21 protein-coding genes and 1 pseudogene are annotated in these 25,933 nt (G+C 37.4%); 18 read left to right on the top strand and 4 right to left on the bottom strand.

From position 1 onward, the window contains the following. Positions 1 to 937: 937 nt before the first annotated feature. The 7 genes and pseudogenes from IGI58_RS07005 to IGI58_RS06975 form a co-directional block, all read left to right on the top strand. Complete coding sequence (locus IGI58_RS07005; RefSeq protein WP_429953988.1) at positions 938 to 1,540, top strand: hypothetical protein; 603 nt, start codon at positions 938 to 940, stop codon at positions 1,538 to 1,540. A gap of 120 nt (positions 1,541 to 1,660) precedes the next feature. Further along, entirely contained in the window at positions 1,661 to 1,885 is a 225-nt protein-coding gene (locus IGI58_RS07000; protein ID WP_429953989.1) for a hypothetical protein, read from the top strand. Between the two features lie 260 nt (positions 1,886 to 2,145). Beyond that, positions 2,146 to 2,373: a hypothetical protein gene (locus IGI58_RS06995; protein ID WP_429953990.1), complete on the top strand. Its 228-nt coding sequence runs from the start codon at positions 2,146 to 2,148 to the stop codon at positions 2,371 to 2,373. A gap of 23 nt (positions 2,374 to 2,396) precedes the next feature. Then, positions 2,397 to 2,849: a nucleoside deaminase gene (locus tag IGI58_RS06990; protein ID WP_429953991.1), complete on the top strand. Its 453-nt coding sequence runs from the start codon at positions 2,397 to 2,399 to the stop codon at positions 2,847 to 2,849. Between the two features lie 149 nt (positions 2,850 to 2,998). Next, positions 2,999 to 3,370 carry a pyridoxamine 5'-phosphate oxidase family protein gene (locus IGI58_RS06985; protein WP_225535017.1) on the top strand — a complete coding sequence of 124 codons (372 nt, stop codon included), beginning with the start codon at positions 2,999 to 3,001 and terminating at the stop codon, positions 3,368 to 3,370. Between the two features lie 124 nt (positions 3,371 to 3,494). Further along, on the top strand, positions 3,495 to 4,127 hold the full coding sequence (locus IGI58_RS06980) for a sugar O-acetyltransferase (RefSeq protein WP_429953992.1): 633 nt from the start codon (positions 3,495 to 3,497) through the stop codon (positions 4,125 to 4,127). Positions 4,128 to 4,144: 17 nt separating this feature from the next. Further along, a pseudogene (locus IGI58_RS06975) lies at positions 4,145 to 4,264 on the top strand (DUF3788 family protein); the annotation flags it as partial. A 66-nt stretch (positions 4,265 to 4,330) separates the two neighbouring features. Here IGI58_RS06975 and IGI58_RS06970 read toward each other — a convergent pair. Continuing rightward, a complete protein-coding gene (locus IGI58_RS06970) occupies positions 4,331 to 5,758 on the bottom strand; it encodes a helix-turn-helix domain-containing protein (protein WP_429953993.1) in 1,428 nt (475 codons plus the stop codon). Between the two features lie 287 nt (positions 5,759 to 6,045). Between IGI58_RS06970 and IGI58_RS06965 the strand changes: the two genes are divergently transcribed. From IGI58_RS06965 to IGI58_RS06920, 10 genes are all read left to right on the top strand, one after another. Further along, positions 6,046 to 6,768, top strand: a complete 723-nt coding sequence (locus IGI58_RS06965; RefSeq protein ID WP_225535015.1) for a DNA-binding response regulator — start codon at positions 6,046 to 6,048, stop codon at positions 6,766 to 6,768. Positions 6,769 to 6,792: 24 nt separating this feature from the next. Next, positions 6,793 to 10,947, top strand: coding sequence for a pectate lyase-like adhesive domain-containing protein (locus IGI58_RS06960; RefSeq protein ID WP_429953994.1), 4,155 nt, complete (start codon positions 6,793 to 6,795; stop codon positions 10,945 to 10,947). Positions 10,948 to 10,964: 17 nt separating this feature from the next. After that, the gene (locus tag IGI58_RS06955; RefSeq protein WP_429953995.1) at positions 10,965 to 11,294 is read left to right on the top strand and encodes an LPXTG cell wall anchor domain-containing protein; all 330 of its coding nucleotides are present in this window, start codon (positions 10,965 to 10,967) and stop codon (positions 11,292 to 11,294) included. Continuing rightward, the gene (locus tag IGI58_RS06950; RefSeq protein WP_429953996.1) at positions 11,295 to 12,101 is read left to right on the top strand and encodes a WxL domain-containing protein; all 807 of its coding nucleotides are present in this window, start codon (positions 11,295 to 11,297) and stop codon (positions 12,099 to 12,101) included. A gap of 70 nt (positions 12,102 to 12,171) precedes the next feature. After that, positions 12,172 to 12,930 carry a WxL domain-containing protein gene (locus IGI58_RS06945; RefSeq protein WP_087641744.1) on the top strand — a complete coding sequence of 253 codons (759 nt, stop codon included), beginning with the start codon at positions 12,172 to 12,174 and terminating at the stop codon, positions 12,928 to 12,930. Between the two features lie 202 nt (positions 12,931 to 13,132). Next, positions 13,133 to 14,278 carry a DUF916 and DUF3324 domain-containing protein gene (locus tag IGI58_RS06940; protein WP_429953997.1) on the top strand — a complete coding sequence of 382 codons (1,146 nt, stop codon included), beginning with the start codon at positions 13,133 to 13,135 and terminating at the stop codon, positions 14,276 to 14,278. Between the two features lie 12 nt (positions 14,279 to 14,290). Then, a complete protein-coding gene (locus IGI58_RS06935; protein ID WP_429953998.1) occupies positions 14,291 to 14,959 on the top strand; it encodes a hypothetical protein in 669 nt (222 codons plus the stop codon). A 15-nt stretch (positions 14,960 to 14,974) separates the two neighbouring features. Then, positions 14,975 to 15,655, top strand: coding sequence for a signal peptidase I (gene lepB / locus IGI58_RS06930; protein WP_429953999.1), 681 nt, complete (start codon positions 14,975 to 14,977; stop codon positions 15,653 to 15,655). Between the two features lie 74 nt (positions 15,656 to 15,729). After that, positions 15,730 to 16,836 (top strand): AI-2E family transporter, encoded by a 1,107-nt coding sequence (locus IGI58_RS06925; RefSeq protein ID WP_429954000.1) that lies wholly within the window; start codon positions 15,730 to 15,732, stop codon positions 16,834 to 16,836. 169 nt (positions 16,837 to 17,005) lie between these two features. After that, on the top strand, positions 17,006 to 17,581 hold the full coding sequence (locus tag IGI58_RS06920; RefSeq protein WP_429954001.1) for a PepSY domain-containing protein: 576 nt from the start codon (positions 17,006 to 17,008) through the stop codon (positions 17,579 to 17,581). 123 nt (positions 17,582 to 17,704) lie between these two features. Here the strand turns inward: IGI58_RS06920 and IGI58_RS06915 are convergent, their stop codons facing one another. Both IGI58_RS06915 and IGI58_RS06910 read right to left on the bottom strand, forming a co-directional pair. Beyond that, the gene (locus IGI58_RS06915) at positions 17,705 to 19,180 is read right to left on the bottom strand and encodes a glucosyltransferase domain-containing protein (RefSeq protein WP_429954002.1); all 1,476 of its coding nucleotides are present in this window, start codon (positions 19,178 to 19,180) and stop codon (positions 17,705 to 17,707) included. 290 nt (positions 19,181 to 19,470) lie between these two features. Further along, the gene (locus tag IGI58_RS06910; RefSeq protein WP_429954003.1) at positions 19,471 to 20,118 is read right to left on the bottom strand and encodes a FusB/FusC family EF-G-binding protein; all 648 of its coding nucleotides are present in this window, start codon (positions 20,116 to 20,118) and stop codon (positions 19,471 to 19,473) included. 491 nt (positions 20,119 to 20,609) lie between these two features. Here IGI58_RS06910 and glmU point away from each other — a divergent pair, with 491 nt between their 5' ends. Continuing rightward, positions 20,610 to 21,986 carry a bifunctional UDP-N-acetylglucosamine diphosphorylase/glucosamine-1-phosphate N-acetyltransferase GlmU gene (glmU, locus tag IGI58_RS06905; protein WP_429954004.1) on the top strand — a complete coding sequence of 459 codons (1,377 nt, stop codon included), beginning with the start codon at positions 20,610 to 20,612 and terminating at the stop codon, positions 21,984 to 21,986. A gap of 40 nt (positions 21,987 to 22,026) precedes the next feature. Here the strand turns inward: glmU and IGI58_RS06900 are convergent, their stop codons facing one another. Then, entirely contained in the window at positions 22,027 to 25,842 is a 3,816-nt protein-coding gene (locus IGI58_RS06900; protein ID WP_429954005.1) for a 5'-nucleotidase C-terminal domain-containing protein, read from the bottom strand. Between the last annotated feature and the right edge of the window lie 91 nt (positions 25,843 to 25,933).

The raw sequence follows: 25,933 nt of genomic DNA, 5'->3' as shown, positions 1-25,933 counted from the left end.
AATTTCCTCCATAGGGAAATCAAACATGTCATCTTTAAAATCTTGATTAACCATGTATCTCTTATCTAATTCGATTGGGTTTGATTGATCTGGGTATTTTACAATTGCTATAACTTTTCTACTAAAAGTATCTGAAGTCTGAAATGACAAATACACCTTTTCAGCCCCAATTCCTAGCCTGCTAAAACTTTTTATATGACGTTTCCAATAAATATTGAAATATAATTCCACTGTTTCAGATGATACAATGGTGTAAGTTCTTAACTGATAGATTTATATCGTTAAACAAAAAGAGGTTATTTCGGCTTTGAGTCAATTGAAAATATTTCTTTTTCTCCATATACAGTTATGCAAGACTCAATAGAATATCAGGTTGAAAACTATTTGAGAACACCAAAAATATTCATTTTTGATAGCGACATGATTTCTTTTTATGCTAAATTATTCGCTGTAAATGCAATGACGACTGTAAAATGGTGGATAGAAACCCTTCCTCACCCAAGTTATGAAAAAACAGCAAAGTTGATTGATCCATTTTGATTTAGTAAAAAAAATTTCCATTCAAGAGACCTATGTCACTATTACAGATGGCAATAAAATAGCGGGAAATCTTAAGAAAGACTTAGTGATCTTACAATATGGGATATCATTCTGTTTTACAAAGAAGAATATGATATCAATTGGTGTGATGTAGAATCTAGGATGCTTGAATTAAAAAAATCTAAATGGAATTAAGGTGTATCAAGAGGTACAACAAAAATAAGCTACCAATATAACGAAACTTGTTGAGTCATAGGGGAGTTCAATGGATAATAGACAACATGAGGAGAATTTAATTCATAAAATACATCTAGAGATAAAGATTTCTATTAAAGAGTTTCACTCATAGTAACAATCATTAATTGTCAAAAAGGATGAGAAAGAAGTGTGAAGAAAGATGAAAAAAATTTTTTGTTTTGTTTTAGTTTCAGTTACGCTATTAGCGAGCTGTGCTAGTAATCAATCAATCGTTTCTGTAGATTCAACTAAGCATTCAGTCACTAATAATAGCACTTATAAAAAAGAAGAAAGCTCATTATCAAGTTCGATAAAAAAAGATTCAATAGGAACAACTCAAAGTTCACAAGCAACTACAATTTCTGAGGAAGCCAAATACCCTAAAATTACAAAGACATTGCTAAATGGAAAATCTTGGTATGAAGGAAATTCTACTGGTGTAGAGAACCAACCAAGACAAGGTTTTACTGAAGATAAGTTTCATGATCTTTTCGGTAATAAATTGGAGTATGAAATTATTGTTGAAGATAATGAACAAACATATAGAGTTCTTGATTCTAGAAAAAACGAACTTGTAGATATTAAACTTAAAACAAAAATTAAAGTGAATAAACCAACAATTGATGGTACTTATAGAGATGTATTTTACTATTTGTATTATAAATATGACGGGAAATTGATGATTGTATTAGAAGGAACTCCGTCAGAAGAAAGTGATTTAACAAGTTATCCTTTAGAAGAAATAAACATTTGGGAAAATTAGACTGAATGAACAAACGATATGTTCTCAAAAGTAACAGCTACGATATACTCAAACATTTATCAAAAAGGATTATCAATTGAAGAAAGAATGATTTCGAGAACGTGGTATGGTGCTGTCCCAATGAAACACAAACAAGAATTTTATGAATATGAATTAATCACTGGAGTTGAAGAAACAAAGAATACTAGGGGGAACTTAAGCACATTTTTGAAAGTTGTTGATCAAGGAGAATATTGTCATTTCTTTTTATGTTCGTTAGGGGAAGATATTGAAGCAATAAAAAGTTTTGCTGGGGAAAATTTTGAGATTGCTGTTACTTATCCTGAAGACGAAAAAACGAATTGATTTCAGATCCGTTGATAATAGTACAGGAAGTAGTTTCTGATAGAAACCCTTTTGATATGATATAAATCAAACAATTGTATCAAAAATGATTAGAAATGAAAGATGACAAGTATGCTAAACAAGATTAAACCAGCTTTTAGTAATGGGTCTATGATCTATACGGAAAAGGTATTTATAGGAAATTTGACAATAGTGACTAAAAAATGTAAACCGTTACAATACTATATGAGGCTTTAACTACATGGAAAGAGGCGATAGAGATGGACGAAAAAATTCGAGAGCTAGAAATGGAATTGTTAAGTGTCAAATTTTTAAACGAATTACTATTAGACAAATTAGAAATTAGTGTCGAAGAAATTCAAAATTATGCGAAAGATTGTTTGAAGAACATGCCGCAGACTGAAAAGAATACGGATATGTATTATTACTTAATGGGAACAGCATACCATGAGCATGCTGCAGAAGAAATTCGTAAAGATAAGCAGTAAAAGTATAGGAGTGTGATGAAAGCATGTCTGAACATCCCAATGAAAAAATAATGACACAGTTGATCCACAATCAATGGACAAACCATTCGATTACCGCAGCAGTTATTGATGAAAAAATGAATATCATAGCACAGGGTGAGACAACAGTGACCGCAATCCATGATCCGACTGCACATGCCGAAATCAATGCGATAAGGGAGGCTTGTGCTAAGTTAAACGTAGATAAACTCCCTCAAGATTACTGGCTTTATTCTACTTTTGAACCTTGTCCACTCTGTAGTTCAGCAATTATCTGGTCAGGAGTCACAGGAGTTGTCTATGCAAATAATCCTAAATATCGCGGCAATGAAGAGAACTGGTCATTTATTTCTTGTGAAGAGGTTTTGCAAAAAGGCGCTCGAATACAGGAGGTTACCTTAATTAAGGATTTCATGCTGGAAGATATTAAAGGCTATTTTTTACGTCATACTAATTAGCAGTTATTTTGTTTAAAGAGAAGATCATTTATCATGTATTATTGATTACTTTACTTTTTGTTCGCCTTTTAAAATCAACGTTTTGTGGTACTCTTAGGATAATGGTTTATTCTTATTTTTTTATCGATATATAAATAGGAGGAAAAGGTATGTTCAATGAAAAATTTAAAGAGGTTTTAGCACATGAAGGCCCCGTTTCTTTGACGACATGGGCGAATAATGATGCGCATGTGACGAATACGTGGAATAGTTATTTGAAACTGACAGAAGATGATAGAATTTTACTGCCAATGGCTGGCATGCATTCAACACAAGCAGATTTAGCAATAAATAATCAAATCAAAATAACACTAGCTTCCAGAGAGGTTCAAGGCACGATCGGTGCTGGTGCTGGTTTTTATATTGAAGGAACAACGGAATTTCTTGATTCAGGTGATGAGTTTGATCAAATGGTCAGCGAATTCCCATTTTTAAGACAGGTGATGGTCGTTCACCCTAGCTTGGTCAAGCAGACAATCTAATTGAAAACAATTGTTAAAGTGGAGCAGAAGTTTTCTTTTGCTTCCTTTTTTAGTAGATGAACACGTATTTAATGGAAATGATAGCGCATACTAAAGAATGGGTACATAAGGGAGGACGTTTTTTATGAGGATGAGAGAAAGAATTCTTGCTGGAAAATTGTTTTTAGATAACTGTGAAAACTTGCCGGAGGAACGGATGCAGGCCAAAAAGAAGATGAGGCAGTTTAACCAGCTGTCACCTGAAAAATTAGAAGAACGTTTTCAACTTTTGGATGACATTTTTGGGACAAAAGTCAATGCATGGATCGAACCACCATTTTATTTTTGTTACGGCTACAATATTCAGTTAGGTGAAGAGTGCTATTTGAATATGGGGTGTACATTTATTGATGATGGGAAAATTACTATTGGAAATAAAGTAGCGTTTGGACCGGAAGTAACGATTGCTACGGTCGGACACCCGATTCATCCAGATCATCGGAGATTGATGTATGCAGATCCAGTTACTATTGAAGATAACTGTTGGATCGGAGCGAATACAACCATTTGTCCTGGCGTGACGATCGGTGAAAATAGTGTGATCGGTGCAGGTAGTATTGTAACAAAAGATATCCCCGCTAATTCAGTTGCTGTTGGGAATCCGTGTAAAGTGTTGCGGGAAATCAATAGTAGAGATCGTGCCTTTTATTATAAAGATCGACCATTTGATGAGGAGGATTTGGCAGAGATCCATCGTTTGAATGATAGTAATCAATAGATAGAATCAGAAAGAGGATGGGACAGAAGTGTTCAACTCCGAGAAATAAGAGGGAATTTACGAAAATTGTTCTTCAAATTTTTGTGAATTTCAGCTTATTTCCGAAGGAGTTACTTCTGCTTCCACCGTTTATTCGTTTTAAAAGGGACTGGGGCGTAACTCGTAGAGTTATGTCCCAGTCCCTTTTAGCTGTAGAAAATACCTTAGATAGTGGTCAGCTTTTTAGCTAAGATTTCCCATTCCCGATCTAAAGGCACACTGGAAAATTTAAAGAAGGTGCAGCCAATATCCGATGAAGGCAAAGGAAAATTACAAATACAGACATCGATATCCAGCCGTTCGATTAAATTATTGTCGATCGGCTGGTTGAATACGAAAGCCAATTCCGCTGTCTTCGGTACATATTTATGCGCCAAATATTTATAATAAGCCGTTTCAGCAGAAGTTCCGCTCAAAGCAAAAAGGATTTTACTGCTGCGATTGACTTTCGCTTCAGTTAAGGAAGCTAAGCTGATCGCTAAATCTTCTTTATATAAGAAATCATGATTATCTTTAAGAATGGTCGTCCAAGTTTCGATTGTTTTTGGGTATTTTTTTTCCATCAAGGCTTTGAATTTAGAATCATTTTTTTGAAATAAAGGAGAAAGCTCCTGTAATGCTTTTTCATTCACCAGAAAGGCCTTGATGATTGCTTTTAGTTCAACATTTAAGGGGTAACTTAAACCGGAATGTTGGAAAAATTTAGTGACTAAGTGCTCGAAATCCTCTGTTGCCTGTAAAAAGCTATTTGGCAAAAAGTGGCTTTTCTCATCATAAACGATCGTGTCTAAGGAAATCAGAAATGCAAACACGATTTCAGAGTCCGTAATCAAGTTGTAAGAATCTGGACGTAATGATTTTTTCGCTGCTGCTTTCAACATAATAAATGTATCACTATAGCGATATTTATCTAAAATTTTTGCATCTAGATAGACTAACTTTTGCTGCCGTATTCTTTGTTCACTGACGGTCATCCAGCGGACGAATCGATGATAGTCAACATTAAGGATCAAGCCATAATTATGGAGTAGACTTCTCAATATCGCATACAAGTCCATATGCCTACTTTTTAAATAAGAACGTTGATTGTATTCTGCCACTTGTTCAAAAAAATGGAAATAAAAGTAACGAGCATTGACTTCATCTCCAAGTATTTCGATTGGTGAAAGATTCAGGGTCAAATCAAAATCCTCTAATACCTCTTTTAAAACAGATAAATATTTACGAAGAGTAGATTCAGCGATGAAGAACTTTTCTGATAAGTAATCGATCGTTTCACTACGGCCATAGAAAGTATCTTCCACGATAGAAAATAAAATATTATTTTTCACCTCTTCTTCGATATAACTCAAAATCGGATTCATATCTGTCGAGATATTTAGAATCAGTGAAGAGTTTTCTAAAATCAATGAATCTGGAAACAGCTTACTTAAGGCTTGAATATCCCTTCTTAAGGTTTTTTGAGAAACTTCACATATTTCAGCTAATTCAGAAATTAGAATAGGTAATTCCGATTCCAATAATAAATTTAAAATAGTAATTTTTCGTTTAGTTGATGTGTCTAATAATAATTTATAACCTATTTCATTCATATTATTTCCTCCAAAATCATAATATTCTAGAATCATAACAAAAAAAGTAAGGCAGATTTTATCTAAAATTTCTCCTATTGAAGAAAAAACATAAAGAAAATTCTCATATTTTTATTAAAAAAATATATTTAAATTAAATAATAATTAAAAAAAGACGAGTTTTTGGTTCGAATCGGCTGTTTTTGTTCTTTTTGATTTGTCCTTTGGCTAGACAAACCTAGTTTGTGTAAAAAAGGGGAATATAATATATTTTTTGTGCACAAACAAAAGAAAGGAGAAATCAAATTATGTATAATTTGGCAATTTTTAATACTAAAGACTATTTCATACCAACTTCTATTAAAATATGTGACTTTCACTTTTCTGATGAACAACAATTATTGGCGCAATTAGATACGATGCACGGCGTATTGATTTACAGCTCAGAGGAAAATCAAAATCAAGTCCTTGAATTGATTCTATCGATCAAAAGACAATCACTTTTACCGATATGGGTAAAGTCAAAGACTGACAATGAAATCAGTAAGAAAATCAACCTTGAATTAGGTGTGTTAGGTAATCTTGGCAGAAATATATCGGATGATGAAATGTTTGTCATCATTGAGAACACATTAAAATTGATTCACAGAACAGACGAAAAAAACATAGGTGAATCAAAGGCCAGCAATGAGCTCGAATTGAACTCCTTAAATTGTAGCATGAAACTACCGAATAAGTCAGAGGTGAGCCTTACACGTTTGGAGTATCGAATGGTGTCTTTGTTAGCGAGCAGAGTCAATCAGGCATTTACATATGAAGAAATTTCAGATTATGTTTGGGGAGGGAAGGAAGAAGTGGATAATTCTATAAAAACCTATCGTATAGCAAATGTGGCTTTTCATATAAGAAATAAGTTAAAGCAAGGCGGTGCTGACCCAAAGATTTTACGCACGGTTCGTTCGGTTGGATATCTACTTGATTCAAATAAAGATACGAATCTTTTAAAGGAGGTGGTCGCGTATAATAGCTAAAAATTTAAGATACAAGGAGGGAAAATGAATGAAATGAATAAAACAAGAAAAAAACGATTGATGTATATCAACATCCTTACAGTTTCAATTCTTTGTTTGGCTGTATTTGGACAAGTTTATTTTTCAGCGACTAAGCTATTTGCTAAAGAGCCTCTTTCTCTTACGTTGGTAGAAGAAAAGATTAGTGAAAATCAAGCTTTCCATTTAGATATTTCTGATACACGAGATATGGAGGAACTTGGGCAAAAGACAGAGTTAGAGATACCTCAATCGACTGTTGAAGAAAAGTCAGATGCAATAGAACAAGTTCCAGCAGAAATCAAAAGAGAACTAAATCTATTCATTCCGCAAGGTATAACTTTTGATATTGAAGCTGAAGAGAATATGCTTCAAGAAGAAAAAGAAAGTGAACTGCCAGTTTTTAGTTGGAATGAAACCAAACGAGTATTGACTATTTCAATGGATGTAGAACAAGAAAATGTACGATTGATGCTTACCGCAGATGCTAGTGGTGAATATACATTTGAATTGAGTGACACTATAGATTCGGCGAAACGACAAGAGTTGAAAATTTCTGTCGAGGAATCATCGGAAATAAAAGCACTTGAGGGAATCAAACCCTTAGCAGACGAAGTTTCAGTTAGCCCAAATGCTGAGAACACAGCTGAAATCACAGATTGGCAAAGTTTTGTTGAAGCTTTAGCGAATACGTCTATCACGACGATTTCATTACAGAATGATATTAGATTGTCAGGTGTTTTACAAAATTACGATGGTCTATTTAGCACAGATACTGTGGATATGGCTAGTGCAGAGAATGTATATTTCTATATTAATAAGGCTGCGAGTTCCCGTAGTATCACAATTAACGGAAATGGTCATACCTTTGACTTTGGAAATTTAGCAATAGGATTACTGAATGCCTCTACTACAGGCAGTTCTCAAGGTTTTTGGATTTTTGATTTTGTAAATATTGATGTCATATCGAAAAACTTTTCGGGACCAATCTATAAATCCTCTCATACAGCAGCTAGTGCGACAACGAATGGATTGACGGGTGCGGCAAGAACAAATACTCAAATAAATTTTGGCAGTGAAGCCACCCACACTCGTCAAGTTGAGACAATGCTTGGTTATTTAGTCGCACTTCATGACTATAATGTACCAAACATTGAAATTACAGCAGATTTATTTACTACAGCAGGTACATTTGCTACAAGTTATTTTGCATTTAGTCCATCTGAAGGTGCTTCTCAACAAATATTTAGAAGTACGACGCGGGCAAATACGAGTGGTGGAATGGTGCATAACTATTTTGACATTGCTGGTACAGCAAGAAAAGTAGTTGTAGAGGGCAATGGCTATACACTGGATTTTGGTGCGATCGTGCATCACTTTGTTTCTGCAAATAATAATGGTGGGCGTTCGTGGGACATCAGCTTCAATAATATGAATGTTTATCATGGAAACTATTGGGGAGCGTTGATTTATGATTCAGGCGGTAAGATGACGCTGAAGGACTATCAGGGATATGGTTCTCAATTTATGGAAGCTGGTACGACAGAGTTATATATTGATGGAGACACTCATTTAGAGCAGCAAGCTACGTATACGTCGATTGGTAAAAATGGCGATACAATACGAACCTGGTCGGTAAACAATGAACGCCAATCCTCATTGAGTGTATCATCTGCCAAAGTTTTAGATAATGCCAAGTTCTATCTATCATCACGGGGAAGTAATGTTTTAGATATAAATGGCGGAAACTTTGATGTAGGAGAAGGTGCACAAGTAACATTTGAACGTGGCAATGCAGTGACTACGGCAGAAGGCGGTAATACAAACGTAACTTTACGAAATTCTGCTGCATTGACTGTTGGTAAAAATTCAACAGTAAACATGATTAATAACCACGCGACCAATGGAACAGTGATTAATCTTCAAGGAACAACGTCTATTTTAACAGTAAAAGAAGGCGCTATGTTGAATGTTTTGACAACCGCATATAACGGTACTGGTAATACAAATCCTGGGACGGGAACGGGAACTTCTCAAACGCCGATTTGGATGAGCGGTGGAACAATTTCGATTGATGGCTCATTAAATGTGAAAGGTGAAAACATGGGAGCCTCTAATACGAATTTAATTCATGCCAATGCAGCATCTACATTTACGATTAATGCAAAAGGTTCATTAGATGTTCAAAGTGATAGTACGAGTTATGTTCAGAACCTTATATATATGGGAGGAACAGCAACAACAACGAAATTCCAATTTAGCGACGCAGTTAGAGTAAATTTACAAAAGCATAGAACTCTAACAGGGACTAATAATGCAAGTAGCGGATTGATTTCCTCCGGAGGAATTTTGGACGTATCTGTCCAAAATGTTTATCAATGGAATTATGGCAACATGAATGGTTCTGCAGATGATAGTGGATCAGATTTTCAATATGAACCAATGAGTAATATGCGTCTTACTTATGGGGGAAATGCACAGCCGACAATCACTCTGTCCAATGCTATGACCAGTGCAATATTGAATAATTTCAATCAGAATTTTACAACACAAGCACAGCGAGTTCTTTTTACGAGAGTTCCTGATCCAAATATTGCCATTCATAGTGTGGCTACAGATAATCATGGAGATTCAAGTTCAATAACTGTTCATGGTTATGCAATCCCAAATGCTTATATTCGTCTATGGGATGTACCTGTTGATAATTCTATTTCACCTGCATTGGATCCATCTACAGATAATGTGGTTTCACCAGTAGAGGATACGACGACGCCAATAGAATTTAGAAACAACTTTACAACGCAGTCTAATGCTAACGGAGACTGGTCGATCACCGTTCCTTCTGGAAATTATTTTACAGCAGGATCTGTTATTCATGCTTACGGTTTTGCTAGTTTGAAGGCAGAAGAAGTGACACAAACGGTTCTTGATAAAACACCGCCAACTGCGTCAGGAGTGACTTATTACATTTCTTTAAATGATGGATTACCTGATCCAAAAGATATGATCAAGGATGTGGCAGATACCAGTCCAATTAATACAGGATTTGATTTTGCTTATGACGATCCTGAGACTGCCGCGCAAGCTGCACAGACACCTGGAGAACATACAGTCAAAATCAAAGTTTCAGATCGTGCGGTCAATGCTGATGGGCAAGCTGATCCTAATACGACAGTAGTTGATTCAACTTTGATCGTATACGATGAGGGTGCTGGTGTTTCTGGGTCAGATTTCGAAGCATCATACGTCGATATTCGTGACCTATCTGAACCGGAATTGATTACCTATATTCTGGAGAACTCTAAGGCAGAAGCATTTATGCTTTCTGGAGGAGTACGAACAGATTTAAGTCAGTTGGTCACAGTCACTGATTTTGGCGGGTTAAATGACATCGCTAATATCCAGCCTAAAGAATATACAGTCACATTAACAGTTAAAGCTGCAGATTCTGGCTTAGCACAAGATATTACTGGCACGATCAAAGTGACAGTAGTCGATGTAGATGCTGTATTGACGGTCGAATTTATCAATGAACTCGGTCAAGTACTTCCTGGCTATACGATCACGATCGACAGTCAGGTTGGAGATAAAATCGATTTGACTAAAGAAGAGCGTGTGACAAAACAATTAACTGATTTAGAAAGTGCAGGATATGAAATCGCCGAACGTCCTGACAATGAGACGGAGGTAGTGATCAATAATACAGAAGTAACGGTCAGATACAAACTACAAGGTATCTTGAGTTTAGCGTCAGCACCGAATGCTTTAGATTTTGGTTCACTTACTTACAATGCAACAACAAAACGTGTGGATGATCCATCGATCGACCAGCCGTTGATCGTTACTGATACAAGAGCAGATACAGCAAATGGCTGGACACTGACAGCGTCACTATCGACCCCAATGAGAAATACAGAAGGACAAGAGTTGGTTAATGCTTTGCGTTACGTGTATCGAGGAAAAGAAACGATTTTAGATACGAATGCACAAACAGTCTTTCTAAATGCTGACGGCTCTGCTGGAAGTATTGATATCAGTAATAGCTGGGGATCACAAACCGGCACAGACGGTGTAAAACTGCAAATTGAATCATCAGATAATGTCCACACAGGAAACTATGTTGGTGTGATCACTTGGAAAGTAATGGCTGGACAGCCATAAGAGGAGAGAAAATGAGAATGAACAAATGGATTATTTTACTCAGCTCTTTGATTTTGCTGATCAGCCTAGCCATAGTACCTTCGACTGTTTATGGAACAGAAGGAGCTGGCGGACAAGTAACTACGGGGGGAAAGATCTCGTTTTATGAAGATTCTCTCGAACCGAGTGAAAATTTACCAGAAGTAGGGTCATCCACTGAACAAGAGTCTGAGGTCGTCGTAAAACCAGTTGGCAAGCTTCCAAGTACAGGAGAACTTATCCGTAACCTTAGTTTTGTCGGAATAGGTCTGCTCGTGCTCTTCCTTCTTTTACTCTTAGTACGCAAACGAGTAAAGGAGGAGAAATAGATGAAGAAACAGAAATTTAAAATCATTACTAGCATGATCATTGTGTTGACAAGCTTAACGTTTTTTAGTTCATCTGCTCAAGCGACAAATAGTTCTATCACACAACCAGGAACAGTAACTGTTGAAGGCAGTGCAATATCAAATTCGATAGACCCGGAAAATCCTGAAGAAGTCGTTGATCCTGGTGAAGGTCCGTCCACAGAAGGGCCTCTACGTATTGATTATGTGTCGTCGCTTGATTTTGGCAAAGCTAAAATTTCAGGTACAAACCGCACCTATCATGCATTAGCACAACAATTTCGAAGTGAGACTGGTCCGAGAGGCAGCTATATCCAAATCACTGATCAGCGTGCCAATTCAACTGGCTGGACCTTACAAGTCAAACAGAATCATCAGTTTAGAAATACAGTGATTCAAAATGCCAATGAGCAAGAGTTGAACGGTGCCGTTTTATCTCTAGATAAAGGCTGGGCAAATAGTAGTGGAACAAGTGAATCACCTACGGTTACCCGGGAAACGATTGCTTTAAACTCAATCGGCACAGCCTATGACTTAGCAACAGCTTCACCAGGCAGTGGCCGTGGTGTCTGGACGATTGCGTTTGGCGCTTCTGAAACAAATAGCAACAATATGGAGACAACATTACTTCCAGTGGTAGATTCATCGGGCAATGCGCTGATCGATGATTTTTCTGGAAAGCCGGCTTATAGCAATTCTGCTGTTCGATTGGCTATTCCGAATGCAACAAAAATCTACCCAGTACAATATGCAACAGAACTGACTTGGATTTTAGCCGAGTTACCTTAACCATGTGATATTTCTGGATTCGTCCAGGTTATCAAATAAATTATATAGAAACATACAGGAGGAAATACAAATGAAATTAACAACACTATCATCAGCAGCGATCGTAGCTGCACTAACACTAGGTGCTTTAGCGCCGACAGCAGCAATGGCAGCTCCAACAGAATTAGAATCAACTGGAACTGTAAAAGTTGAAGAAGGTGGCGACGAAGAAAGCCCAGGCGTTGTCGATCCAGAAAATCCAGATGTGGTTTTACCACCTGTTAATCCAGAACCAGGCGAAACTGTAAACCCAGATTTAGGACCATTGATGATTGAAAGAACTTCTAACTTAGACTTTGGCACAATCAAAACTTCAGCAAACGAAGTAACAGCTTATGCAACAGCAGCAAGCTTCGGTGAAGGCCCAGAAGCAGCAACACGTGGTGCTTATGTGCAATGGCGTGATATCCGTGCTGGGGGAACATTTGGCTACACTGTAACTGCTGAAATGACACAACAATTTACGGGGGCTAGCTCAAACGCATTAAGCGGTTCTACTATTGATTTCAGTAATGGATTTGTAGCAGCGCAAGGCGATAACACAAATGCAATTCCTTCAAATCTAACACCAGCTTTCCAATTGACTGAAAATGGTGGTGCTCAAACAATTGTGACTGCAAATCAAGCAGCACAAGAAGGAAAAGGACGTTATATCATGGCTTTTGGTAACAGTACAGATGCTACAGAAGGAAACTCTGTTAAATTAACTGTTCCAGCAGCAACAGCATCAAACATGGCTGTTGACACATATACAGCTAAAGTGACTTGGAAAGTCGTAGCTGCTCAATAATATCAGCTTTTCCTAAAGAGGCTGAGACAAAAGCGTTTAGCTCCGAGAAATAAGAAGAAATTCACGAAAATTGCTTTTCAAATTTTTGTGAATTTCAGCTTATTTCCGAGGGAGCTGCTTTTTTCTCACCGTTTATTCGGGATTATGATTCGAATCAATAGTAATATACATAGAAAAAATAAAAAGACATGAGGTTATAGAGATGAAAAAAAGAGTAAGAGTAATAGGAATTGTTTTATTGATCATGTTGACGTTTTTGCCGAGTGTTCTTTTTAGTCGTTCGGTTTATGCAGATGACAGTAGTGAAGCAGCAGATGATATTGCCGGCGCTACAGGCTTTACCTATAGCCTTAATTTTCCAGAAAATCAAATGGAAGATAATATTGGTTATTACAAATTAAAGATGAATAAAGGACAGGAACAAACGATTACGCTCACCTTATCGAATCCTAGTGCTGAAAAAATTACGGTCAATATTGGTTTGAATGGCGCTGTTACTAATCAAAATGGTGTGATCGAATATGGTGATTCGGAAATAGAAAATGATGCTTCTTTACAGTTCGATTTTGAAGATATTGTTTCAGGTCCAGAAACAGTTGACTTAGCAGCTGGTGAAACAAAAACAGTTGAAATCAAGATCAAGATGCCTGAAACAGGAACAAAAGGTGTGATTGCTGGAGGAATCCAGCTGATGAAAGCTGACCAGGATGGAAATGTGTCTAATGAAGGCGGCTCTCGAATTATTAATCAATACGCCTATATCATTGGTCTTTTACTTCAAGAATCGGATCAGGACCTGACGCCAGACTTGAAGCTGAATAAAGTATTTGCCGGACAAAACAACTACCGAAATGCGATTTTCGTGGATTTTTCGAATGTAATCCCAGCATTCTTAAATGATATGACAGTAGAGACACAAATCAATGCAAAGGGGAATGAAGCTGTTTTATATGAACGTAAACAAACGGCAATGCGCATGGCGCCAAATTCCTTTATCCAATTTCCGATTAGTATGAACGGGGAGAGAATGGTTTCAGGTACTTATGTGGCCAATATTTTAGTGACCTCCGGTGATCAAAAGTGGGCGTGGAAAGAAGAATTTGAGATCACACAGGAAGACGCAGATAAATTTAATGAACGGGATGTCGGTTTAGTACAGGAAAAAGGCTTTAACTGGCAGTTGATCGTAATGATCGTTGGTGCTGTTTTAGCATTAGGTGGAGTAGTTTACGGATTGATCGTATTTCTACGTAAAAAGCAGCAAAAGAAAGAACAAGCAGAAAAACTAGCACGAAAAAAGAAAAAAGCGAACGGAACTAAAGGGAAAAAACGACCACTAGATGAATAGGGGCTGAGGTACATGTCTATTTTAGAAATTATATTTGTAGGAGGAGTTGCAGCAGCAATTCTTTCTCTCCTCGGCAGTATCCTCTTTTTGTTCCAATATATTAGCCAGAAGAAAAAAATGAATAGTTTACCGAGGAAAAAATTAAAAAATAAAAAGAAAAATAAGAAAATTGTTGGACAAAGAAAACTTCTTCAAAAAAATAAAAATCGTAGCTTGAAGCTGATGATTTTCTTAATGATCGTAAGTGTAGCGTTTTCTGGTGCTTCTGGCTATCTTTCATATTACCAAGCAATGAATTTGACTGCAGATGATTCTGATTCGGTGGTTAAAGGCTACTATTTACTTCGAGATTTTGAAGAGCAGTTGATTTTGGCCAGAGATCAAGGAGATGAAGAAGAAAAATTACAGCAAAACATTCGATATCTTGCTACGGCGATGGCTAGTTATGGAAGCAAAAAGGCTAGTACGGTCAATTCCCAAGAAGGACAGCTAGTGTTGAATCGTTATTACAATGCCACAAAGCAACTAGGAATGAATGCCAGCACGCAAACGAAAAATTTTTATAACAATCCTACATTAGTGGAAGAATTTTTGAAGGATATTGCAAAAGCACAAGAGTATGAACGGGCGGCATTTGACTATTACAAGGTAAACGAAAACGCATTTTCAGAAGAAAAATGATTTGAGTTGTGTGCGATGAAAAAAAGAATCAGCGAAGGAAATAAACAAAAAAAACAAGAAACGGTAAAACCACCTACCAGAAAGAAAATACAAGATTTAGGTGTCTCTGCTAAACGAAAGCAGAAGTCAAAGATATCTGTAAAAAAAAAGAAAGCACTAAAAAGAAAACGGATGCTACGTGATGTAATTCTTGCCTCTTTTTTGACAATTATATTAGCGGTAGTAATCAGTTCATTCTTTTTCAAAGTGACGAAAGTTCATGGATTTAGCATGATCTCTACTTTGAGAGATGAAGATGTTTTGGTAGTCAAAAAAAGGGCAGAGCTCAAGCGTTTCGATTTGGTTGCATTTGTTAACAAAAAAAATAATATTCAAGTTCGGCGGGTCATCGGTTTATCAGGGGAAAAAATTACTTATGAAGGAGATACCTTGTATGTTGATGATCAGCGAGTAGATGAGAAATTTATAGTAGAAGAAATCAATGAAAGTCAGGCTAATGGGAAGAATTTCACGGAAGACTTTATGAGTGGAGACTTAACTTCGACAAAGACAATTCCAGATGGCTATTACTTAGTGCTTGGGGATAATCGACCGTATGCTGCTGATAGTCGAGTGTACGGCTTGATTTCTGCTGAAAATGTGGTTGGAAAAGTCACTATTCGTCTTTTGCCGCTTATCAATCTGCAGGCATTTTAATAAAGCAAGATAAATAAAGGGAATATATTAATGTTTAAAATTATCTACATAGATGATTTTGAGAGGAAGTACAAATGGAGTTTTTAAAAACATCGAAGATCGTTGCTTCACTGATCGTCTTAAGCTTACTAGGAACAACGATTTTTATTTTTTCTAAAGTAGCGTTCATTTTTCGGCCATTGGAGGCCATTTTGTCAAGTATTTTACTGCCTATTTTGATTTCAGTGTTCATCTTTTATATGTTCTTACCAATTTTTAAACAACTAGAACGAATCATTAAACGAAGAAATTTATCCGTTTTTTTGATTCTGTTGCTGATTTTAACGGTAATTTTCTTTGTGATCCAAGTTGTTTTACCGATAATCATTACGGAAATAAGTAAACTTGTGGCTCAGATCCCAACGATTATTTACTCCATTAGCCAATTGGTTGAAGGTTCTGTGTTAGAAGAAAGAGTAGCACCTATACTGGAGACCTTAGATCTAAACCAAATGGGAAGAGTTATTATTCAAGTAGTTTCTGGTGCGAGAGCGAGTTTGAGCGGTATATTAGAAGTTATTTCTCATTCCGCCATCATTATTTTCACGATTCCGTTGTTATTGGTCTATATGTTTAAAGATGGTGAAAAAATTCCGGGTAAATTAAAGACACTGGTGCCACCCGATTATAGGCAGTTAGTCAAGGATTGGTGTCTGGATTTCCATAATGCCGCATCAACATATATCAGCGGAAAAATGATGATCTGTGCTTATGTAGGTGTTAGTAGTTATCTGGCCTTTAAAGTCCTAGGTTTACCAAATGCTCTTTTATTAGGGCTGATTTGTGGATTGATGGATATTATTCCTTATTTTGGTCCGTTTATTGGTGTGATTCCAGCACTTTTATACGCTTTGAGCCAAGATCTGAAAACGGCATTGTTACTCATTTTGTTGATAACAGCGATTCAATTTGGCGAATCGTATTTGGTCTCTCCAATTGTGATGAATAAAGTGAGTCAGATTCATCCAATTATTGCTGTATTTCTCTTATTAATTGTTGGAAATCTCTTAGGTTTGATCGGAATGATTGTGGCACTGCCAGTCTATACGATCCTTCGTGGAATGACGCAAACATTCATTCACTTTCGACAAAGACAGAAAAGACGGACCTATTCAAATATTTATCATTTTCGAAAAAATTAAATAAGAAAATCCCAAATAGTATACGGGAACAGTTCTGAACTTTAAAATAACCGATAAGTTGGTTATTTAAGGGAGGTGTGGCGAATAAGCTGGCTTGGAAATTTGAGATTGTAAATAAGCCTAAAATGCTAAATAAAAAATTTTGACATCTACGAAAGGGTGAAAAACGATGAACAAAAAAATTATTATTTCTATGACACTAATGCTGTTAACTTTAGGAGCATGCGCGAATAACAGTGGAACAACTACAGGAACCAGCAATACGGAAACGAAGAATGAAACAAGGTCTGATGCAGGGACTCGATTGGAAACGATCAAAATCAGTTTGCCGGATGCAATCGCAGCGTTTGAAGAAATCTATCCAAATGCAGCCATCACTTCAATTGATTTAGAAGATTCTCTTGGATCATATTCTTATAAAATACAAGGGATTGAGGGAACGAAAGAATTTGATATTCGAGTGGATGCAGATTCAGGCGAAGTAACAAAAGAGCGTGAAGAAAAGGTCGATCGTGACGATCAAGGAGAAGATAATGCTTTGGATCTGAAAGATCTCATTTCACTGGAAGAAGCGACTGAAATAGCTGAAGGAACAGTGAAAGATGGGGAAGCGATCGAGTGGTCATTGGAGAAAGAATTAGCAACGACTTACTGGGAGATCACGATCAAAACAGGTCTATTGTCAGAAAATACGGTGAAGATCAATGCTCAAACTGGCGATGTTTTAGAACAAGAGCAAGATTGAGATAACTGTCGATCAGGTTCGACTTTTGGGGAAGTTATTGAAGAATCTGCCTGTTATCTATCGTTTATTACGTTAAAGAGTGCGAAACAAAACTGATTATTAGTTTTGTCCTGCACTCTTTAACTATTTTACTAAGACGTAAAGCTGGTTATCTTTTTCGTAAATATCATAATAGTAGTCAGAAGATTTCAACTCACTATGTTCTTTATCAAAGGTAGCAAAATCAAACGATTCGATCATTATATCCATGCCTGTATAGGTTTTGAATACTACCTGATTAGGAAAGAAGATGGCTGAATTGGGTGGAACCATTTCTTGTAAAATAGGATAATTCTGTTTCGTGTTGTTAAAAACAGGTGAGTCTTTAAACAACATTGTTGCATACACTTGTTTCGTATCTGCTATAACTAGATTTTTTAATGATATCGCCAGCATCATACTTTGACGTACAAAGGCGTCTTTTTGATAGTGTAACGCCGAAGCATAAACAAATGGAAAGGATAGTAAATAATAGCAGAATAAGCTGATCGTTCCTTTTATTGCCATATTTTTCCATTGTGGAGACAGTTTATGATCTAAAAGCAGAATCAAAGTGATCGCTGTGAAAACACTAAAGCCGTAAGCATATCGAGGTGCAGCAAGTGCTAATTTTTCTGGGAAAATCAAAAATACACCGTAACTTAAAATGGCTCCTAAGACCAGATAAAGACCGATAAACAGAAGGCTTAACGACCGCTTTTTAGCCTGAACAAAGCTCACTACAATGAATAGTACAATCAAAAGAACGAATAAAATCATCCAAACTTTTGTACTTTGATCGATGATGCTGTGCAGATACATGGATATGTTAGCAACCAAAGTTTTGGGGATATCTTTGAAAGCAGCAATCGCAACGTTACCTCCGCGGTTTGCCAAATCAGGGTTGAATTTTGTTTCGATCAAATACGCGATCATAGCAACGATGTACGCTCCTGCTGATAAGAGGCTCTTCTTTAGCACTGGACCTATTTTTCCGCCAGCCAATAATGTTTTTAAGGAAAGTGCTAAGACCATAACAATATAGATACCTGAAGAAGCTTGATACGTGTTGCACATCATGAAAATACTGAATGCTGATAGAATAAAAAAGATCCGAGCCTTACTTTCCCACCAAAGGAACGGCAGGACAGAAAATAGAATACTCAATGCCATATAAGGGCTATCGAATCTAAAACTGATGCTTTGCAAAAACCAAGGATTCAATCCGATCAACGTAGAAACGATCAAAGAGAGAGCACTTAATTTTTTATTATTCAAGGTGAAAACGACGATAACACTGGCGACTGTCAATATGAATCCAGTCAAAATGTGCGTGAAAAGCCCCATATCTGTTAAATGACGACTTCCCTGCACGAACCAAGAAGCTAGTTCACTGCCCCATCTTGAATAGGTGCTGGCGAAATCTGTGTTGCCAACGCGCTGACGAACGGTGTCATCCATATATGGGAAATTGACGATTCCAATTGCCACTGTCACTGCTTGATAGATAATCACTGTCATAAGCAGGAGTGTTTTGTTTTTCTTGCACCAGTCAGTTAGTGCAGAGAATGATTCTGACATACCTAAAAACCCTCTTTCATTCCTATTGCTATACTCGTTAGAATTAAGTATAACTGAACGAAAGAGGATTTAAAATAGAATAGAATGGTTAGAATATAAATAAAGAGACCAAAACACAACTAAAAATCAGTTTTGTTTCGGTCTTTAAATCTGAATAAACGGCGAGAAAAAAGCAGCACCTTCGGAAATAAGCCGAAATTCACAAAAATTTGAAAAACAATTTTCGTGAATTCCTTCTTATTTCTCGGAGCTAATCACTTTTGTCTCAGCCTCCTTTATGAATATCAGAATTATTTTGTAAACAGCACGTTCTGAACGAATGCTTCCAATTCTTCTCTTCGTTCAATATTGTGGTTACATTTGTCACTGTCGTAACAGATATAGTTTCCACGTTTCGTGTACATGCCATCACCAGACTCTTTTACTTTAGACATGAAAAGTGAAACTTCAGATGTTTCATGGCAGATCGGGCAGATTCCCTTTTGGACAGTCGGTGAAATACTTCCTTGGACGCCTACGAATTTTCCGTCGATCGAAGCAACAATAAATTTTTGCTGCTTGCCGCTGTCATTCCAGCTATAAAAAGTATAGTCTCTAAGATCTAATTCATCCCATTCAGGGATTTTTAATTTCTTTGTTTTTTTGAATAGCTTTGTCAATTGCTGTTTTGATGGCGGTGAAAACGGCAGAATAGCTTCTTTAAGACCTTCTAAAAATTGATCAAGTTTTGGCTTTGAAGTTGCAGCGTCTAAAAAACCATCCAGCAGTGGTTGAAATTCTTCTTGGTCTTCACCAAATTGTTCATTGATTTTTTCAAGAACGATGGCTTGGAGTGTTTTTACTGTATTTTTATCATTTACAGATAAATGAGCCTGCAGTAAAATATTCGCTTGTTTTCTTATAAAATTAAATTGATATGGTTGTATTTTTTTAGTCATGATGGATTTCCTCTCTATCAGTCAAGTGATAAAGTACTTCGTGTCAAAGGAGATCCTTAAACCAACCAAAGTACTTTATATGCAGCAACAAGACTGGGCTTTTGATTGAGATACGCGTGTTTGAATTAGTATCATATTATCACCCCCTTAAAATAAAAGCGGAACAAATCGCTTAATCCTGTAGAAAATTAGGAAATTGACATTGAGACGTTTTCTGTCTCACTGACAATTATCTATTTTCCTAAGGATTGATTTGAGCAACTGGATTATCCAGCTTAGTTTTTCCCTGTGATTCTCAGCAAAAACGGAACAAGCTATTCAGCAGTTTTTACAAATTTTAACCTATTATAACGCACTTTCGCCTAATTGGTATAGTAAAAAACAAATTGGTTCAGTTGAAAAAGAACGAGGAGTAGGCTAAACTAAAACATGATTCGAATGAAGATTGAAGTAATGAAATGAACATAAAACAACTTTTAGGAGTGAAGCAATTGGAAAACAGATATGTCATCATCCTCGCTGCCGGTAAGGGAACGCGTATGAAATCAAAACTATACAAAGTATTACATCCTGTCGCAGGTAAGCCAATGGTGGAACACATTATGGATCAAGTAGAAAAAACGAATCCAAGTGAAGTCGTAACGATCGTTGGACATGGGGCTGAAGCAATCAAAAGCCATTTAGGTGAGCGTAGCCAATATGCTTTACAAGAAGAACAATTAGGAACAGGACATGCTGTATTACAAGCTGAGTCACTTTTAGCAGGAAAAACAGGGACAACGTTAGTCATTACAGGGGATACACCTCTCTTGACCGCTGAAACATTGACGAATCTTTTTGACTATCATCAAGGAAAAAATGCCAGCGCAACGATTTTAACTGCTCATGCAGAAGATCCAACAGGCTATGGACGTATTATTCGTGATCATGTTGGGATCGTTGAAAAAATCGTCGAGCAAAAAGACGCTACGGAACAAGAAGCGCGTGTTCAGGAAATCAATACAGGGACGTTTTGTTTTGACAATGAAGCGCTGTTCAATGCTCTATCTAAAATCAATACGAACAATGCGCAAGGGGAATACTATTTAACAGATATTATTGAAATTCTGAAAAAAGAAGGTAAAGCGATCGCGGCTTATCAAATGTCTGACTTTGAAGAAGCGATGGGAATCAATGACCGCGTGGCTTTAGCTTTGGCTAATAAAATCATGTACCAACGCTTGAATAAGATGCATATGATGAATGGAGTGACATTTGTCGATCCTGATACAACGTATATCGATGAAGGTGCTGTGATCGGTTCTGATACAGTGATAGAAGCTGGTGTTCATGTAAAAGGAAAAACAGTCATTGGTGAGGATTGTTTCATTGGGGCACATTCTCAGATCGTTGATAGTATCATTGAAGACAATGTTAAGATCACGCAATCAGTTGTTGAAGAAAGTATTGTACGTAAAAATGCAGATGTCGGTCCATTTGCTCATCTTCGTCCGAAAGCTGAGATCGGTGAACATGTTCATGTCGGCAATTTTGTAGAAGTGAAAAATGCAACGATTGCAGAGCATACCAAAGTGGGGCATTTGACCTACGTAGGTGATGCAGATTTAGGGAAAGATATCAACGTTGGCTGTGGTGTTGTCTTTGTGAATTACGATGGGAAAAATAAACATCGCACTACGGTTGGCGATCATGCCTTTATCGGCTCGGCAACCAACTTGATCGCACCTGTTCAAATTGAGGCAAACACAGTGATCGCAGCAGGTTCGACGATTACAGAAGATATAAAGGAATACGATTTAGCCATTGCTAGAGCGAGACAAGAAAATAAAGCAGGGTATGCGAAAAAGCTTCCTTATATGAATGAATAAAAAAAGAGAAGTGCTGTATAATAACAGCACTTCTCTTTTTTTAACTTGCTTGACGTTTTCGGTTATATTCATAAACACCATAACCAGAAAGTCCAATGAGTATCACACCTAAACTTCCATAAGCTGCCACTTTTTCACCCATTTTTGGATAGTCAGCAGTTTTCTTGTCAGGTGTTTTTTCTTTATCCGGAGCTTTTTCTTTTTCTGGATCTTTTGGATTTGGATTAGGAATCGGTTTTGGTTTGGGCTCAGGTTTTGGTTCAGGAGTTGGTTCTGGTTTGAACTTTTCGTTGAAATCAGCTTCTGAAATCGAAACGATTCGTTCACCTGGGAAAGCTTCCTTATATTGAGCGAGATCGATATTTGTCGCAGCATTAAACAATCGCAAGTTGGATGCTTGTTTTAAATAATCGATCAAAACAGTATCTAACGAAGGTCCTTCTTCACGTTCGCCACCAAGCATATCATAGCCATCTCCACCGGCTGCTAAAAAGTCGTTGGTCGCCATGTAATAAGTTGCCCCTTCATCTATAGGTGCGAATTCTCCTGTTTTTCGGTCTTGTACTTCCACACGAAGGACACGCTCTCCTACGATGGTCTTATCAGTGCCATTTCCTTCATCTGCTGGCAACAATGAACCCTTTTTAGTTGAATCATAATATACACGGATTGTACTTGAAACATGTAGGAAGCCGCCGTTTGCTCCTAGTTTTGGCTGATTGTATTCATCAAGAATGATTGTTCCATTCTCATCTTTTTGCGCCATAGAACGAAGAGACAACTCAAACATATCCTTCACCTGTGCGCCGGTTACTTTTATTTGAGAAATGCTATTTCCAAATGGCAATACAGCGATCACGTCACCTAATGTTACTTTTCCTGGTTCGATATTAGCACGAATACCACCGCCATTCGTTACTGCAAAATCAGTTTGATGGTTAAAGCCTTCCTGACCATAATCAAGCATAGCATCACCGATCAAGTTTCCTAAATTGGTCTCTCTAGTTCGTACATTATCACGTTCACCATTAAACTGATAAGGATTATTTTCAATAACGACTTTAGCGCCCCATTCTTCAAAGTTCGCTTTAGCTTCATCAACTAATGCTTTGACTGCAGGATTTTCCGGCAACTCTGCTAAAGTTTCTGCAGCGGTCAAAGAAGCTGTCTTTTTACTATGATCAACTAAGTCGACATCTACTAGCCCAACATTGTTTAAATAGTTTCCAGTTTGAGTATAAATCACATTACCGAAGCGTTTACCACCATCGACTGCAGTATGAGAGTGACCGTCTAAAACCGTGATGTTCAAATCAGTAAACTCTTTACTTAGACTTTCAGCCAAAGTATCTCCGCGCCATTCATGCGGTGTTGTTTCATCTATGCCTAAATGACCGATCACGACATAAGCATCGATCGTTTTTCCAGATTCGTTGATTTCTTTGATCGCTTTTTTTGTTTCTACGATCGGATCAGCAAATGTTACACCCACAACATTATTAGGATGTGTTTTAGTTGCTGTTTCTGGAGTAGTAACACCGATGACAGCGTAGTTTTTACCGTTCTTTTCAATAATTTTGTACGGGTCAAAGGCTAGTTTACCATCTTTGAATGTATTATTGGAAAGGATCGGAAAGTCTAAGACATCTTTGTAGGCCATTGCTGTGTCAAAACCGAAATCAAACTCATGATTTCCGACAGCCATCGCATCGTAGCCGACTTCATTCATGATTTTAGCCATGTCCATGCCTTTTGAGAAATTAGAGATCGGCAATCCTTGGAACACATCACCAACATCCAAAAGCAAATCAGGCTGAATCTGTTCTTTGTAAGTTTTCAAACGAGCCATACCTAAAACGTCTTTACCATTGCCTTCTAAACGACCATGGACATCATTGGTATGCATGATCGTGATCGAAGTTGGTTCATAACCAGCGTTTACTACATCTTGCTTCGTGATCGGTTTGACATTTGGTGTGCGTCCATCGGTAGCAGGTTCAGTGTGCAAAATACCATCGTTGACTAATTGAACAGCAAGGTCGCGCCATTTTTTATCAAAGTTGTATCCGATGATTTCCCAGTTTTCTTCGATTTCTTCTTCTGGATCAAGTGTTTGCTTTTCTCGAATATAATCAGCGATCAACCCTCGTAATGTTTCCGGGTCTGTCGATACGAGAGGTTCTTCTGTTATCAAGCCTTGTGCCAGCAGACCCTCATAGCGGTAATTATTCATTGCCATTGTGTATTTTGCATTTGGATCGATCGGCTGACCATCGATCGTTGGATCGATGATTCTTTCACCGCTTGGTTTGGAAATATCGATTTTATACGAAACACCAGAGATGATGTCATAATTGTAGACGCGAATATTTGAGTTGAAACTGATCGTCAAATCATCTGGTTCAGGAGTATTGTAGTAATCTGCTTGTTTCTCCATGAATGTTAGCAGATTTGCTCCAGTGATATTCGCGCTGACCAATGTATTCGGATATTTATAAATATCAAAAATATTTGAATAAGAAATATCGCCAGCGTTTAGTTTACTGTCAGCTTTGAACAATGCAGAGGCAGCTAATTGTGCACCTGTGGCTTTTCGTTGAACGTTGTTGATCAACGAAATCATTGCTGTTGGGCGTAATTGAGCTTCTGGGATTCCCTTAACTTCTTCCGGCGGTAAAAAGTCTGCTGTAGCTGTTCCTATTTTTTCAGAAATAAATGCTCTTGTAGTTTCGTGGTATTCTTTTGTTTGTTCTTTGAGCGTTTCATCTGCAGCGACTGTTTTTGTATCGACGATTGCAGCAGTACTATTGGCAACGTGCCATTTGTCTTCTGTTTTTGTTAGGTCAAGGTCGATCCGAACAAGTTCAGTTCCTGTATCTTTGGGTCCGCCGACAGGAACTAGGCTATTTGGTCCTTGGATTTTTTCTGCGAATGAGCGATGGTCATGCCCTAAAATATACGCATCGATTCCAGCAACATTATTGATTACCTGATCAGCAGCAGCTGTCGGGTCGGAATTTTCACGACCTGCATGGATCGATGCAATAATGACATCGGTGTCATCCTGTAATTCAGCAACGGCTTTCTCTGCCTCATCTTTTAGAGGTTTGAAATAAAGACTATCGACTTTAGCACCGTCCCACAAAGGAATTTGCGGGGTGGTCAAACCGATGATGCCGACAGTTAAATCTTTCGTACCATCGCCATCTAAATCAATATCTTTTTTCATGGTTCCGCCGACAAAGCGGTTATTCGTCTCTTTAACATACGTATTGGCAGACAAAATAGGGAAATTTGCTTCGTTATTCAGTTTCTTGATCAAATCTAACCCAAAATTGAATTCGTGGTTCCCCAAAACCATTGCATCATAATTCATGTAGTTCATTGCTTTGATCATTGGATTTGGCCGATCGATCAGTGGTGCTTTGTTATACAGATCATCAGTCAAGATCGTTCCCTGATTGATATCCCCATTATCGATCAGGATCGTGCCGTTAGGATTTTCTGAGCGGACATTAGCTACGACTGAACTGACTTGAGAAAGACCAACAGGTGTTTGCTTGTCATCTTCATATGACCAGTTCCATAATTGCCCATGGACATCCGAAGTCCCCAAAATAGTTAATCGTTGTAAAGTTTCAGCAACATCTGCTGTTTGTTGCTCTGCAAGTGGTTCGCTTTGAGTAGCGTTTGATACAGTAGGCTTTTCAGTTGTTGCAGTTTCTGTCGTCCCCGTATCATTAGTTAAAGTGTTTTCAATTGCCAGTACGGTTGGAGCACTCGTACTTACAAGCAATGCGGAAACCATTAATACCTGTAACCCTAGATGAACTTTCTTCAAAACAGACTTCTTCACAAAATTCCTCCTTAAATTTAAAGCGGAACAAATCGGTTGATCCTGTAGAAAAGTAGAAAATGAGAATTGAGACGCCTTTAATCTGATTGAT

The organism is Enterococcus sp. AZ020, assembly GCF_050499205.1.
GTDB classification, from domain to species: Bacteria; Bacillota; Bacilli; order Lactobacillales; family Enterococcaceae; genus Enterococcus_L; species Enterococcus_L dunnyi.
Note: the sequence above shows the minus strand (reverse complement) of the source record. Positions and strands in the feature narration are given on the sequence as shown.

Coding starts and splice junctions, on each gene's coding strand:
- IGI58_RS06945 (WP_087641744.1), top strand. CDS start 12,172: ATGAAATTAACAACACTATCATCAGCAGCGATCGTAGCTGCACTAACA.
- IGI58_RS06950 (WP_429953996.1), top strand. CDS start 11,295: ATGAAGAAACAGAAATTTAAAATCATTACTAGCATGATCATTGTGTTG.
- IGI58_RS06995 (WP_429953990.1), top strand. CDS start 2,146: ATGGACGAAAAAATTCGAGAGCTAGAAATGGAATTGTTAAGTGTCAAA.
- IGI58_RS06980 (WP_429953992.1), top strand. CDS start 3,495: ATGAGGATGAGAGAAAGAATTCTTGCTGGAAAATTGTTTTTAGATAAC.
- IGI58_RS06985 (WP_225535017.1), top strand. CDS start 2,999: ATGTTCAATGAAAAATTTAAAGAGGTTTTAGCACATGAAGGCCCCGTT.
- IGI58_RS06935 (WP_429953998.1), top strand. CDS start 14,291: ATGTCTATTTTAGAAATTATATTTGTAGGAGGAGTTGCAGCAGCAATT.
- IGI58_RS06915 (WP_429954002.1), bottom strand. CDS start 19,180: ATGTCAGAATCATTCTCTGCACTAACTGACTGGTGCAAGAAAAACAAA.
- IGI58_RS06940 (WP_429953997.1), top strand. CDS start 13,133: ATGAAAAAAAGAGTAAGAGTAATAGGAATTGTTTTATTGATCATGTTG.
- IGI58_RS06925 (WP_429954000.1), top strand. CDS start 15,730: ATGGAGTTTTTAAAAACATCGAAGATCGTTGCTTCACTGATCGTCTTA.
- IGI58_RS07000 (WP_429953989.1), top strand. CDS start 1,661: ATGAAACACAAACAAGAATTTTATGAATATGAATTAATCACTGGAGTT.
- IGI58_RS06955 (WP_429953995.1), top strand. CDS start 10,965: ATGAACAAATGGATTATTTTACTCAGCTCTTTGATTTTGCTGATCAGC.
- IGI58_RS06965 (WP_225535015.1), top strand. CDS start 6,046: ATGTATAATTTGGCAATTTTTAATACTAAAGACTATTTCATACCAACT.
- IGI58_RS06990 (WP_429953991.1), top strand. CDS start 2,397: ATGTCTGAACATCCCAATGAAAAAATAATGACACAGTTGATCCACAAT.
- IGI58_RS06970 (WP_429953993.1), bottom strand. CDS start 5,758: ATGAATGAAATAGGTTATAAATTATTATTAGACACATCAACTAAACGA.
- IGI58_RS06910 (WP_429954003.1), bottom strand. CDS start 20,118: ATGACTAAAAAAATACAACCATATCAATTTAATTTTATAAGAAAACAA.
- IGI58_RS06960 (WP_429953994.1), top strand. CDS start 6,793: ATGAATGAAATGAATAAAACAAGAAAAAAACGATTGATGTATATCAAC.
- IGI58_RS07005 (WP_429953988.1), top strand. CDS start 938: ATGAAAAAAATTTTTTGTTTTGTTTTAGTTTCAGTTACGCTATTAGCG.
- lepB (WP_429953999.1), top strand. CDS start 14,975: ATGAAAAAAAGAATCAGCGAAGGAAATAAACAAAAAAAACAAGAAACG.
- IGI58_RS06920 (WP_429954001.1), top strand. CDS start 17,006: ATGAACAAAAAAATTATTATTTCTATGACACTAATGCTGTTAACTTTA.